The 12574-nt window shown below is 72.4% G+C and carries 20 protein-coding genes; all 20 read left to right on the forward strand.

All coding sequences use genetic code 11. The features are described 5' to 3' along the window. Window positions 1–59: 59 nt before the first annotated feature. Complete coding sequence (locus tag ACIBNA_RS39730; RefSeq protein WP_399170147.1) at window positions 60–2477, forward strand: hypothetical protein; 2418 nt, start codon at window positions 60–62, stop codon at window positions 2475–2477. A gap of 275 nt (window positions 2478–2752) precedes the next feature. Beyond that, window positions 2753–3313 (forward strand): hypothetical protein, encoded by a 561-nt coding sequence (locus tag ACIBNA_RS39735; protein WP_399170148.1) that lies wholly within the window; start codon window positions 2753–2755, stop codon window positions 3311–3313. Further along, on the forward strand, window positions 3313–3966 hold the full coding sequence (locus ACIBNA_RS39740; RefSeq protein WP_399170149.1) for a hypothetical protein: 654 nt from the start codon (window positions 3313–3315) through the stop codon (window positions 3964–3966). Before ACIBNA_RS39735 ends, ACIBNA_RS39740 begins: the two co-directional genes overlap by 1 nt. A gap of 95 nt (window positions 3967–4061) precedes the next feature. Then, entirely contained in the window at window positions 4062–4256 is a 195-nt protein-coding gene (locus ACIBNA_RS39745) for a hypothetical protein (RefSeq protein WP_399170150.1), read from the forward strand. A 26-nt stretch (window positions 4257–4282) separates the two neighbouring features. After that, a complete protein-coding gene (locus ACIBNA_RS39750) occupies window positions 4283–4870 on the forward strand; it encodes a DUF6919 domain-containing protein (RefSeq protein WP_399170151.1) in 588 nt (195 codons plus the stop codon). Between the two features lie 72 nt (window positions 4871–4942). Next, window positions 4943–5137 carry a hypothetical protein gene (locus tag ACIBNA_RS39755; RefSeq protein ID WP_399170152.1) on the forward strand — a complete coding sequence of 65 codons (195 nt, stop codon included), beginning with the start codon at window positions 4943–4945 and terminating at the stop codon, window positions 5135–5137. A gap of 213 nt (window positions 5138–5350) precedes the next feature. Continuing rightward, window positions 5351–5833 (forward strand): Pycsar system effector family protein, encoded by a 483-nt coding sequence (locus ACIBNA_RS39760; RefSeq protein ID WP_399170153.1) that lies wholly within the window; start codon window positions 5351–5353, stop codon window positions 5831–5833. A 42-nt stretch (window positions 5834–5875) separates the two neighbouring features. Then, complete coding sequence (locus tag ACIBNA_RS39765; RefSeq protein ID WP_399170154.1) at window positions 5876–6055, forward strand: hypothetical protein; 180 nt, start codon at window positions 5876–5878, stop codon at window positions 6053–6055. A gap of 126 nt (window positions 6056–6181) precedes the next feature. Continuing rightward, window positions 6182–6406: a hypothetical protein gene (locus ACIBNA_RS39770; protein ID WP_399170155.1), complete on the forward strand. Its 225-nt coding sequence runs from the start codon at window positions 6182–6184 to the stop codon at window positions 6404–6406. A gap of 94 nt (window positions 6407–6500) precedes the next feature. After that, window positions 6501–7004 (forward strand): hypothetical protein, encoded by a 504-nt coding sequence (locus ACIBNA_RS39775; RefSeq protein ID WP_399170156.1) that lies wholly within the window; start codon window positions 6501–6503, stop codon window positions 7002–7004. Beyond that, window positions 7001–7339 (forward strand): hypothetical protein, encoded by a 339-nt coding sequence (locus ACIBNA_RS39780; RefSeq protein ID WP_399170158.1) that lies wholly within the window; start codon window positions 7001–7003, stop codon window positions 7337–7339. The genes ACIBNA_RS39775 and ACIBNA_RS39780 overlap by 4 nt, the downstream gene beginning before the upstream one ends. Continuing rightward, entirely contained in the window at window positions 7336–7752 is a 417-nt protein-coding gene (locus ACIBNA_RS39785; protein ID WP_399170159.1) for a hypothetical protein, read from the forward strand. The genes ACIBNA_RS39780 and ACIBNA_RS39785 overlap by 4 nt, the downstream gene beginning before the upstream one ends. Then, window positions 7749–8441, forward strand: coding sequence for a hypothetical protein (locus tag ACIBNA_RS39790; RefSeq protein ID WP_399170160.1), 693 nt, complete (start codon window positions 7749–7751; stop codon window positions 8439–8441). The genes ACIBNA_RS39785 and ACIBNA_RS39790 overlap by 4 nt, the downstream gene beginning before the upstream one ends. A 119-nt stretch (window positions 8442–8560) precedes the next feature. After that, complete coding sequence (locus tag ACIBNA_RS39795; protein WP_399170161.1) at window positions 8561–9139, forward strand: hypothetical protein; 579 nt, start codon at window positions 8561–8563, stop codon at window positions 9137–9139. A gap of 67 nt (window positions 9140–9206) precedes the next feature. Beyond that, on the forward strand, window positions 9207–9824 hold the full coding sequence (locus ACIBNA_RS39800) for a hypothetical protein (protein WP_399170163.1): 618 nt from the start codon (window positions 9207–9209) through the stop codon (window positions 9822–9824). A gap of 93 nt (window positions 9825–9917) precedes the next feature. Beyond that, on the forward strand, window positions 9918–10520 hold the full coding sequence (locus ACIBNA_RS39805; RefSeq protein ID WP_399170164.1) for a hypothetical protein: 603 nt from the start codon (window positions 9918–9920) through the stop codon (window positions 10518–10520). Between the two features lie 50 nt (window positions 10521–10570). Further along, complete coding sequence (locus tag ACIBNA_RS39810) at window positions 10571–10858, forward strand: hypothetical protein (protein WP_399170165.1); 288 nt, start codon at window positions 10571–10573, stop codon at window positions 10856–10858. After that, on the forward strand, window positions 10855–11130 hold the full coding sequence (locus ACIBNA_RS39815; protein ID WP_399170166.1) for a hypothetical protein: 276 nt from the start codon (window positions 10855–10857) through the stop codon (window positions 11128–11130). The genes ACIBNA_RS39810 and ACIBNA_RS39815 overlap by 4 nt, the downstream gene beginning before the upstream one ends. Before the next feature lie 142 nt (window positions 11131–11272). Further along, a complete protein-coding gene (locus ACIBNA_RS39820) occupies window positions 11273–11572 on the forward strand; it encodes a hypothetical protein (RefSeq protein WP_399170168.1) in 300 nt (99 codons plus the stop codon). Window positions 11573–11963: 391 nt separating this feature from the next. After that, a complete protein-coding gene (locus tag ACIBNA_RS39825; protein ID WP_399170169.1) occupies window positions 11964–12530 on the forward strand; it encodes a Uma2 family endonuclease in 567 nt (188 codons plus the stop codon). Window positions 12531–12574: the final 44 nt, after the last annotated feature.

Here is a 12574-nt window from a genome sequence, read left to right on the forward strand (position 1 = left end):
GCCCGGCCCGGGCCCCGCGCCCCTCCACCCCCTGATCCCAGAGAGCGAGGAAGCTCAGCATGACGGACATCTCCCCCGAGCCCGCAGCAGGCGGCCCCGGCGACGAGCGGATTCCGGACGACCTCTCCAGCCTGTTCGACGACCTGGCCCCCGAGAAGCGGGACCGGCTGGAGAAGTCGGCCCGCGACGCGGTGCGCGGCAGCAAGGCCGGGATGGCGGACGCCACCACCGGCACCCCCCGCGACCTGCCCGTCGCAGCCCCGGAGGCCGGCGGCCTCGTCTTCGACGACGACGACCAGGAGCAGGACGGTGCCCCCGTTCCTCTGCCCCGGTCGGAGTCCGACGGCTGGACCTGGAAGGACGCCTTCCCCACCGGCACCTTCGACTCCGCCGCGTGGGCGCACCGCAAGAAGGTGTTCCTGCACAAGATGGCCTGGCACGCCGGACACACCCACGTCTACGTCTGGCAGATGACCAAGCTCTCCGGGATCGGAGTGGTGGCCGGCGCCCGCGACGCCTGGCACTACTACTCCGCCCAGGAGTACGCGGACATGGTCGACACGGCCCGCCGCAAGAAGCTGAACCCGGACGTGATCGCCGCTCTGCGCGAGGAGCGCACGGAGACCGCCCGGGAACGCCGCCGCGAGCCGCTGCTCGTCGGCGGGGTCACCGCGGTGTTCACCGTCGTCGCGGCCGCCGTCGCCGTCGCCGACGTCTACGGCCTGCTCGCCGCCTCCCCGGCCGCCATGCTCACCCTCGGCATCCTGTCCGCCCTGGGCCTGCGCGAGCACCACCGCCGCAACCCCGACGCGTCGCTGTCCGCCGCGTTCAACCTGCAGGCCGCCTCCATGGCCGACCACGCCCCGCTCACCGACGACCTGCTCAACCGGGTGCTGCGCACGGCGAAGGTGTTCACCAAGGACGAGCACCAGATCACCCTGCTGGAGCCGATCCGCCCGGCCGAGATCAACGGCGTCGAGGCCAAGTTCAAGCTCCCCGACGACATCCAGGTCTCCGCGCTCATCGCGAAGAAGGAGGCCATCGCCGGAGCCCTGGACGTCGAGGGGCACTGGATCGACATCAAGCAGGACGGCTCCCCCACCCGCGTCTCCTTCTGGTACTGCACCTCCGACCCCTTCGGGCAGCCCCGCGTCTCCCCGCTGGTGCAGGAGCCGGAGCGCCAGGACGTGTGGAACCGCGGCATCCTGATCGGCTTCAACCGGCGCGGCCTGCCCGTCTACCTCAAGCTGCGCCACGTCATGGCGCTGCTCGGCGGCATGTCCCGCACCGGTAAGGGCATGCTGCTGCGCAACCTGATCTGCGGCCTGGGCCTGGACCCGCGCATCAACCTGCGCCTGGTCGCCGGGGCCAAGCCCGGCGAGCACCGCGGCTACGCGCCGATCTGCTCGACCTTCTTCGGCCGCCGCCCCGACCGGCTCATCCACCTGCTGGAAGGGTTCCTGCGCGAGGCGTACCGGCGCGAAGCCGTCCTCGAGGAGCAGGGCCGCGCCAAGTTCGGCGAGAAGGACCTCTCGGAATTCCCGCTGGAAATCCTCATCATCGACGAATACAAGCAGTACGCGAATTCGTCGATGCGGATTCCCGACCCGAGCGACGATGAAGGAAAGCGCACCATCAAGGCGTGCGACCGGATCGCCGAACTGCTGGAAGAGATCGCCGCGTTCGCCGCCGCGCTGAACATGACGGTCCTCATTTCCACGCAGGACCCGGACGCCAACACCGTTCCGCGCGGCTACAAGTCCAACACCGGGGCCCGGGCGGCCACCCGCACCGGCGGCGCCGTCCAGACCAACGCCATCCTCAAGGACGGTGCGACCGGCGCGGGCCTGCGCGCCCACGAAATCCCCGAATCCCTCAAGGGCGGCGCCATCGTCGATATCGACGGAGCACCCGGCGAACTCATCCGCTCCTATTTCATCGAGGACGAGGAATACGACGGAGCAGCCGACCTGATCGCGGCAGGGCTCGAACTGCGTCAGGAAATGGACCGCGCGCCGGGCCAGTTCGTCGACGAGATCGAGAACTACCTGATCGCCGTCACCGGAGCGTCCTCCCTCGCGGGCGGCCCCACCGGATCCGGGCGCCCCGCCCCGGCGGCCCACACCGGCGGCGTCGGCACCCTCGTGAAGGTCAGCGTCCTGGAGCTGCTGCTCGACGCGTTCGACGCGGACGCCGACCGGATCACCATGGCCGACGTCCGCGCCTACCTCACCGACCACGACCCCGAGAGGTGGGGGCCGCAGGACGGCGAGGCGGACGCCGCCTACACCGCCCGCGTCGGCAAGCTGCTCGCCGCCGACATCGAGGAGGCCCTGGAGGGCACCGACGTGGAGCTGGTCGCCAAGTCCGGCATCCGCTTCGGCAAGGGCCCCGACGGGCGCGAGATCAAGGGCTCCGGCCTGTTCCGCAAGGACGTCGAGGCCGCCGTCGAGGCCGCCCGTAATGCCCGCAAATGACCCCCAGGGCGGGACCTAGGGCGCCCGCCATAAGCGCAGGTCACAGCCCATGGCGCTCCCTGTGGCGGCGGCCCGGTACCCCCGGGCGCCGCCACAGGGTCCACACCCCCGCTACGAGGTCCGCCCTACGCCCTGACCTGCACAGATGCCCGCCGCCCCGGGTGCCGCCACTGGCCCCAAACCACCGCAAAACGATCACGCTTGGAGAGGCGCCGATCATGCCGTCCACCGACCGCTTCGCCCCCTCCGCCGCCCGGATTGAAGGAGAAGACACCGTGACCGAGTCCACCGTCGACCCGACCACCGCCGACCACGTCCGCCAGCTCCTGGCGGAGGCCAAGCTCGTCGAGTCCGCCTTCGAGACCACCTCGAGCCCGGCCGCCGCTCCGGCCGCCCCGACCGTGCCGGTCCCGCCGCCCGGCTACACCCTCAAGACCGTCCACCACACCACTCCGGACGGCGGCAGCCGCGTCGAGTACGAGGTCGTCCCCCTCGCCCCGCTCACCCCCGCCGGCACCCCGGCCGGGGCCGGGACGGAGACCGGCGCCCGGCGCAGCCTGCCGGACTGGCTCACCGCCAACCGCCGCAAGATCAAGGCCGCCGTCTACCTCGCCGGGGGCGGCGCCGTCGCCGCCGCGGCCGCCGTCTACGGCCCCGCCGTCGGAGCGGGCATCAGCGCGGCCGCCGCGGGCGTGTGGGCCGCCACCGTGCTCGTCCTCAAGGTCGTCGGCATCGCGCTCGGCGGCCTGCTGGTCCTGCGCGTGCTGTGCGGCGGCCGCCGCAAGAAGTCCGGGACCTTCGAGTTCTCCGGCACCGGCACCTGGAAGGAGAACTGATGCCCGGCCCCCTGCAGATCATCTTCAAGGGCCGCCCGTCCTTCGGCGGCCACTGGGTCGACTGCCCCGAGGCGAAGACCGGCTGGGGCGGCACCAAGGTCATCAAGCTGTACGTCACCCCGGCCGGGGTGGTGGGCAGCTGCGGGCAGACGCACCGCCCGCGCGGCGACGACGGACGCAAGGCCAAGGCCGCCGAGTGTGTCTTCCAGGTCGCCCAGGTGACCAAGGAGGAGCTCCAGGCGCTCGCCGCACCCAACAAGACCGGCCGGGTGCGCGGCAAGCTCCCCACCGGCAAGGCCGTCGACGCGCAGATCATCTCCCTCGGAGCCCCGGCGGCCGGAGCCCAGGCCGGCGGCGGCAAGGCCGCCCAGGCGTTCGCCCAGGCCAACGGCGGCAAGGGCGGCGGCCAGGAGCGCGTTGCCCGGGGCGGAGGCGGCGCGGCGACCGCGTTCTTCAACGCCCTCGGCGCCACCGCCATGGCCGCCGGACAGGTCGCCGGATCCGCCGCCAGCATCGTCGGCTCCGCCGCCGACCTCGGCAAGGAGGGCATCGGACTCGCCCGCGACGGCGTCCGGGAGGCCGGCGCCTACGGCGAACGCCGCCACGAACGCAAGATGGCCAAGGGCGACGACGACGGCGGAAGCGACGAGTAACACCAGCTCAAAACCTGTTGGGCCTGTTACCCCTAACAGGCCCAACAGGCCCCGTCCGTAAATCACCGACCACCCCGCCAAAGGGAAGGAACGCGATGTTCGAGGCAGGCGAGGAAGTCCTGATCGTCAGCTGCGAGGACGACCCCCGCGCGGCCGGCCGCACCGGCCGGATCGTCGACGAGGTCGCGCCCGGGCCGCTCACCGACTTCCGCTGGACCGTCAACGGCATCGGCATCCTGATCGGTCCGGTGCTGTGCCACGGCCACGAGCTGCAGTCGACGGGGCGGTGACGGTCGTGACGATCAAACTCCCGTGGATGAGCCGTGCCGACCGGCGACGCTGGGCCTCCGCCCGCACGCTCGCCGACCTCGGCGAGCTGATGGCGCTGTGGCTGGAGGGCGAGATCGGCTCCCGCCCCGGCTACCAGCCCCGCTACGGCCCGGACGAGGAGACCGAGCACCTGGTGCCCGTCCTCGCCGCCCTGTGCCGGGCCGGGTACATCACCACCTGCTCGCAGCCCGGCCTCGCCGACACCGGATACGACGGACGGTGGTGGGAGCAGCGCGCCGCCGTCGAGCTGATCGTCACCGACCCCGACCTCAAGAGCCGTCTGCTCGAGGCCGCCCGCGGCGCCGGACTGGTCGTCGTCGTCAACGACTACGTGCGCGGCGGCGTCCAGGACCCGCGCGTGCCCGTCACGACCCGCGACGGCGAGCGGATCACCTCCTTCGGCGGCCGCATCGGCCGCGCTGACATGGCCATCCAGTGGCCCGGCCTGAACGGCTCCCTCTACGCGCAGGTCACCCACGGCACGTACGTCTCGGTCATCGCCCCCGAGTACGGCCCCGCCGGCGAACGCCTCTGGGAGGCCCTGTGGCCTCTCACGAAGACCCGGCAGACCTGAGTCCCAACAGGTCCAACCCCCTCGCCGTGCCCCGGCACGGCGCCCCCGCTCCCCGAACCGAAGGAGGCTGCTGTGCAGCTCTCGATCTCCGCCGTCGTGATCCTGGCGATCGTGCTCGTCGTCCTCATCCGCGGAGGCCACCTCAAGTGGCCCGCCGCCCTGGTCGCCGTCCTGTTCGGCTTCTTCCTCGCGGGCACCACCGTCGCCCCGCAGATCCACGACGGGATCGACGGCGTCACCTCCACCGTCTCGAAGATCAACCCCTGAGGCTGATCCCCCAGCTCTCTCCAGGCCGCCCCCGTTCGGGGGCGGCCTTTCGCATGTCAGGGCCAGTTACCCCCATTAGGTCCAACAGGTCCACCCTGGCCAGATTGGCAACTTGAAGTTGGCCAACTCTGTATTGACATAGCCAACTCAGAGTTGGCATTCTGTGGGTGTGGGCAGCGGGCCCGCACCGACCCAGAGAAGGAGACGCCCCTCATGGAGCAGCAGCCGCAGACCCTGCCGCAGGCCCCCAGCGTCGACGCCCGCCTCCAGCAGGCCCGCACCGACGTGGTCGCCGAGATCGGCCGGACCGACAGCAAGGCGTCCGCCCTGCTCACCGCCTTCGGAATCCCGCTGGCCGTACTGGTCGCCGCCGTCCCCGGCCACGACCTGCCTACCGCCGCCGCGATCCTCGTCGGCATCGGCGCGCTCGGCCTGGTCGCCGCGATGGTCGTCGTCCTCCTGGTCGTCCGCCCCCGCCTCGGCGGCAACGTACGCGGCTCGTACCTGCACTGGGCGGCCTGCACGCCCGAGGAGGTCCGCGCCGACATCGCCGTCGACCGCACCGCCGAGCGCGTCGTGAAGCTCTCCCAGATCGCCGCCGGGAAGTACCGGGCGCTCAAGGTCGCCATCGACATCACCGCCGGCGCGCTCGTCGTCCTGCTGCTTGCCCTGGCCGTCGCCCTCGCCCACGCCTGACCGACCCGCCCGTCCCCACTCACCCGAAGGAGATCCGCAACGATGCTCACCGACCTGATCCGCCGGATCCTCACCCGGCTGACCACCCCGCTGAAGTCCGCCTCGTACTCGTGCGGCAAGTGCGGGCTCAAGGTGAAGGTCACCGACGACGCCGACCGCGTCGGCCGCGTCCTGGACATGGCCATCGCCCACAACTGCAAGCCCCCGGCCAAGACCCTCTGACTCCCGGGGCGGGCGGCCCACCGGCTACCAACCACGCACCGCCCGCCCCGGGTCAGCCCGGCCCGCTCCAGCCCGGAGCAGGGGGCAGCCCCATCGTCCCTCACACCCGAGACGGAGCCGATCGACATGACCCCCACCCGACCCGACACCCCCGAGGCCACCGCCGCGAAGCAGCGTCTCGACGCCGCGGCCGCCGCCCGGGACAAGGCGATCGAGGACGCGCACCGCGCCTACTGGAGCGCGGTCGCCGCCGAGATCGAGGCGAAGAACCTCACCCAGGTCGCCGTCGCCGCGCACCTGGACTTCTCCCGCGAGCACATCCGCAAGCAGGTCAAGCGCTACGTCGGCTGACCGCCGACGCGGGAACGGCCGGGCCTCTTTGGCCGGACGCACCGACCGTCCCCGCACTCCCCGTCCCAGAGCAGAACCGAGGAGATACACCAGCATGAACCATCGCACCGCCGCCTTCGCCGCCGCGTACGCCCTGTTCCGGGCCGCGGCCGACCATGCGGACCACTGGGGGCAGTCGGATTTCGACGCCCAGTGCAAGGGCGCCACCGACGACGCGCCCGTCGAGTACAAGCACGAGGACGGCACGGTCACCACCGTCGGCACCTCCGGCGGCCGCCGCGCCTGCCTCCACCACGTTCTCCAGTACAGCGCCACGCAGGGCCTGGTCCTGGTGGCCGGCACCCGCGTGCTCGGCATCCGCCTGCACCCGGCCGCCGTCGCGGCCGCGCTCGCCGTCAGCGGACTGACCCACTACGCCGCGGACCGCCGAGTGCCCCAGGGCCTCCTGCAGCGGCTCGCCAAGGCCACCGGCAAGGAACGCTTCTACAAACTGTCAGATTTCGGGATGAACGGCGCGTACTGCCTCGATCAGAGCTGGCACCACTCCTGGGAGACCCTGGCCGCGCTGATCGCCACCGTGAAGGCGGACGAGCGGTGAACGGCGAGAGCCAGAAGGACCGCATCCGGCTCGCGGCCACCATCGCCCGCCACGCCCTGGAGCAGCTGTTGCGCGAGGCGAAGGAGGGGCTCGGCGACGAGGCGCGCACCGAACTGCTGCTCGCGCTGTACGACGACGTCGACCCCACCTCCAGCGTCCTGGGCCGCCTGGGCGACGTGCTCAACAAGGTCGCCGAGCCGCTGCGCGAGATCGACGATGAGGACCTGGAGGACGTCGCCTGCCAGCTCGACGAGGCGGCCGGACACATCCACGACTCCGCCGGCATTCGCCTGGACCGCGCCCGGGCCACCCTCGTCGAGAGGACCGGCCCGTGAAGAAGACCACGCTGCCGCCGCCCGGCTGCTGCCACGTCTGGTACTGCCAGCGCTGCCGCCGGGCGTACAAGGCGGTCCCCGAGCAGTCCGTCGAGACCGGGTGCACCTGCACCACCCCGGTCCCGCAGATGGGACCGACGATCCTCACGCTCACCGCACCCGCGCCGGAGCCGACGCCCCGCCTGCAGGTCCTGTCCGAGGACGAGGCCCGCCACCGCGCCCTCGCCCGCCGCGGCCGCCGCGTGACGGTCACCTTCGAAGCGACCGTCCACACGGCGTGGCTCAGCCCCGACGAGAACGGCCAGCAGCGCATCACCCTCGTCGTCCACACCGACGACGGCCGCCTCCACACCGTCGACACCCGGCTCGCCGGAACCCGGGTCGACGCCGCCGAACAGGAGGAACGGACGTGACCGCCGCCGACACGTACGACGACTGGTTCGACCGCGGGTACCTGCGCGGCCTGGACCACGGCCGCTTCCACGAGGCCCCCCAGATCGCCGCAGCCATCGAGGCCACGCCCGCCGTGGACGACGTCCGCTTCCGGGGCGAGCACCTCACCGTCCACGACGTCGACGGCGCCGTGTTCGCGGTCCTGTGGGAGGAATGGTTCGGCCGGGACGCCTCCACCTGGGTCCGCCACCCGTCCGTGGCCGCCGCCCGCTCCTGGACCCACCAGGTCGCGGCGCAGTGGCTGCGCAACGAGACCGGCTACCGCTCCGGGGCGGGCACCCTGCAGGTCTGGGACGGCGGTTCGTGGGCGGCCGAGCGCGACCTCGTCCACGGCCGGTGGGCCGTTGCGATCGGTCTGCAGCCGGGTGTCACGTACGCCAGCATCGCGACCGCCGGCCCCGTCGAGGGCTGGGCATTCATCGCCGCAGCCCTGGACGAGGCCGGGTTCCCCGCCGAGACATGGCCCGCCGGGATGCGCCGGGTGCGCCGCGAGGACCTGCCCTACATGGCCCCGGTGACACAGGCCCCGCCGGACCCGGCCGCCCTGGTGCCCGCCGAGCCCCACCGGCCCGAGCGCCGTCGCGGACTGGCCACCATCCTGCGCCAGCTCGTCACGCGCCTGCTGGCCAGCATCCGTCAGACCCGTTAGACCCAACACCCCTAACGGGCGACGTGCGGGCAATCCGGCCCGCATTGTCACCGCCGCACGACAGCATGAGGCCCGGGGACCGCCGAAACCGGCCCCCGGGCACTCACGAGAAGGAAACCATGACCGACACCACCGCCAGCACCGACGTCCCCGCGTACAGCACCGAGGCGTACGCCGCCGTCGAGAAGGCCGCCGCCTCCCGCCACTCCCTGTACGTGCCGAGCGTCCTGGAGCACGCCGCGCAGCTGCTCACCGACCTCTGGGCCACCGGCGAACGCCACGGCGTCGCCACGTCCGAGTGGGGCTGGGCGATCGACCTGGCCGGCGGCGCGCTCGACGTCGTCGCCCGCTTCTACGACAGCACCCCCAACCCGGAGCGCACCCCCGCGAAGATCGTCGCCCTGCAGGGCCACCTGATCAAGGCGCTGACCTCCGAGGAGATCGGGCTCACCGCCAGGCTCAGCGGCCCGGGCGTCATCGTCGAGCGCGGCCCCGCCACCCCGCGCGGCGGCTTCCACGGCGACGCCGACGTCGAAGTCCGCATCTACAGCGACGGCGGCTGGGCGTTCTCGTTCGCCGCCGACGGCGCGTCCGTCATGTCGATCGTCGCCCCGGCCTCCGAAGCCGGCGCCTCCCAGGTCGCCGAAGTCGTTCGGGCCTTCGTGCGCGGCGAGCTCGGCAACGTCTTCCGCCGCTGACACCACCACCACGACCGACCCGGCGGGACCGCCGAAACCGGCCCCGCCCCTCGTGAGGAGCCCCACCGTGACCGAATGGTCCACCACCACCCTCGTCGCCGTGAACGACGACTACGACCGCGAGATGGGCGACAGCAACGCCCCCCTCGACTCCCGCTTCGGCCGCTACCTCACCCAGCGACTCGGCGACCTGTGGGAGGAGGACCGCGACAACCCGGCCGACTTCCTGTGCTGGGCCTGGGCCGTGGCCACCCCGCCGATCATGAGCCCCGGCTACGTCCGCATCAGGCCGGACCTCACCTCCGTACGGCTCAGCCGCTCGCAGTACGACGGGCGCCTGCTACTGGAGATCGTGACCCCCGTCGGCCACGGCCAGCTCGCGGGCACGGCCCGCCCGCCGTACGCGATGCGCGACTGGGAGATCGACCGCTACGACCACGGCTCCGACCGCTTCGCGTCCCTGCACGCACCGGAGGACGAGTCGAAGCCGGCGCTGCTGCTGTCCGGCGTCCTGAGCCTCCCGGCCGACGACTGGACCCTGCACCAGCCCGCCGGGAAGTGGCCCGTCGAGGAGCTCCTCATCGACGACGCCAAGCAGGCCGTGGCCGTCGCCGTGCAGAACATCAACCGCGTCGCCGGTCATCAGATCGCCGCCCTGATCGGCAGCGAGGGCGGCCACTGGTGACCAGCCCGCCCCGCAACCCGGCGGACATGACCCCATGACCCCGGGGCCGCCAGCACGGCGGCCCCACCCCGTTCCAGAGAGGAAACCGCACCCATGACCGACTGGACCCCCACGACCCTCGTGTCCGTCGACGAGACAGGTGACCGCACCGGTGCCAGCAACGGCTACAGCCGGTACGGCGCCTACATCGAAGCCCGGCCTACCGAGTTCCACGAGTACGAGGAGCCCGGCACCCCGCTGACCGCCGACGAGTTCGCCGCGGCGGCCTGGAGGGTCGCCACGCCCCCGGTACTGATCGGGTACGTGTCGCTGCGCCCGGACCTCGACTCGATCACGACGACGTTCACCGAGAACGGCGACCTGGTCGTGAAGGTCGCCGTGCCGCTCCGCTTCAGTGACCTGCCGTCCGACCGGCGCCCCCGGCACCCGTGGCAGGACTGGGCGAACCACTACGACATCGCGACCCGCGACGAGAAGTACGTCCGGCAGGTCGAGCCGGACATCAAGGTCGACCGCCCCGCCGTGCTCGCCCTGGCCCACATCCTCGTCCCGACGGCCGACTGGGACCTGCCCGCCCCGCAGCACACCGAGGGCCGCCCCCTGGTCGAGGAGGCCAAGCAGGTCGTCAACGAAATCGCCCGCCGGGTCAACCAGTACGCCGGGCCGATGGTCGCGCAGCTCCTCGGCGACCGGTGACGCCGGCCGTGCAGAGTAGGACACTCGAACCACCGACCCAAGGAGGGGAAGTGACCGCACAACCCGACCACCACGACGCCGCGCCGCCGATGCGCACGCTCGCCGAGCTGCGCGCCGCCCTGAGCGTCTGGGGGATCCCCGGCGACGCCGACAAGTTCGAGAAGGAGCTGGCGGACGCGGACCTGGACGACCTCACCCGCGTCCGCGAGATCACCCAGGCGTACCGGCACCGGGTCCTGCTGCGGTGCGACCCGCAGGCGATGGCGGCCCTGATGCGCAGCACCGAGGACGTCGCCTTCGAGCTGGGCCAGAAGATGGCCGAGGGGAACGCCCGGTGACCCACGCGTTCTTCAGCGACGCCGCCGAGAAGATCCTGCGCACCGACCTCAGCCCGAGCGAGCAGGAGGCCGTCGAATCCGTCCGCCGGTTCCTCGAGGAGGACCCGGACTCCGAGCGGGCCCGCGGCCTGCCCGACGCCGACCCCCGTTCGTCGTCGTGGGTGATCGAGCTTCTGCCCGAGGAGACCGGCGGGCGCGGGATCTCCGTCGTCTACCGGCTCAACGTCGACCTGGACGCGGTGCTGATCCTCTGGCTCATCGCCGGACCCTGACACTGCGCACCACCGAAGCGACCCCCGACAGGGAAAGTGTCGGGGGTCGCTTCGTGCCCAGGGTAGGACTGAAGCCCCCGCCAAGACGTCCCCCGTCTCAGTGGAGGCTTCGTCGTTTCGCCTCGATCCCAGTGAGGAGCCCATGCCCTCCGCCTACATCGACAGCAGGGTGTACGCCGCCCTCCAGGTCTGCCACCCGCACCCGGGCGCCCTGCCGGACTGGATCAAGAAGTCCGCCGCACCCGCGCGCTGCGCCATGGACGCCCGCCTCGTGGCGGCCGCGCGCACCCAGGAGGACGCTGACCTCCTCGCCGATCTGGTCGCCCACGCGTGGTGGGAGTGCATCCAGGACGGCGACCCCGACCCGTTCAGCAAGCCCCTCGCCGCCGCCTGCGAGGCGTACCTCAACGCTCCGCCGCGGCCGCCGGCCACCCGCCCGTAAACGACCGCCGACCGCACCCGCTCCCGCACCGGAGACCGGTGACCGCCACCCGCCCCGAAGCCCCTGGCCGCGCTCCCTGCGGCCGGGGGCTTCGTCGTGTCCGGGGACCGGTCCCCGACCGGCGGGGACGGTGCGACGGGGACCGTCCCGCTGACGATCCGACACGGGGACCGTCCCCCTGACGGCCTGTCGGGGACCGTACGAGGGGACCGCGCCGACCCGCATCGGGGACCGCTCCCCGGGGACGCGCGGACCACGAAACCGCGCCGATCGATGTGTAAAGACAGTGCAAAGCGCTTGCGGATCACGGGTGCCCGAGAACACCAAGAACAGGTAAAGCGCGGGAGCGTTAAGGGTGCGTGGGGACCCGTCACCCGGGGACCGTGGAGGCGTGCCGATACAACTGCCCGACCGAGCCGGACCGTGGACAGTCGACGACGTCCTGGCGCTCGGTGAGGACACCTCCCACCGCGTCGAGATGGTCGGCGGCGCCCTCCTGCTCACCCCCCGCCCGGGCATCGTGCACCAGCGCGCCGCGCACCGCCTCGCCGTCCTCCTGGACGCCGCCGGCGACGCCTTCGAGGTGCTGCCCGCGGTGAACGTGAACCTCGGCGGCCGCGCCCTGGTGGTCCCCGACATCACCGTGGTGCGCGCCGCGGCCGCCGCCGATGACCGTGACGTCGTCGACGCCGGCGACGTCCTCCTGGCCGTCGAGATCACCACCGCGGACACCGCCGTGACCGACCGGATCACCAAGCCCGCGCTGTACGCCGAGGCAGGTGTCCCGCACCTGTGGCGCCTCGACCTGGAGCCCGCGCCGCACCTCTACGTCGGCACCCTGGAGGGCGACGTGTACGCCACCGTCGCCCGCGTACCGGCGGGGCGCCGCGCCCGCGTACCGGCGCCCGTCGCGGTCCAGCTCGACCCCGCCGACCTCGTCACGCCGCCCGCCCGCTGATCACCGACCGAGACCGGACCCCGGGCATCCGTCCGCGAATCGCG

The sequence above is a fragment of the Streptomyces sp. NPDC050164 genome (genome assembly GCF_044459945.1).
Classification (GTDB): domain Bacteria; phylum Actinomycetota; class Actinomycetes; order Streptomycetales; family Streptomycetaceae; genus Streptomyces; species Streptomyces coeruleorubidus_A.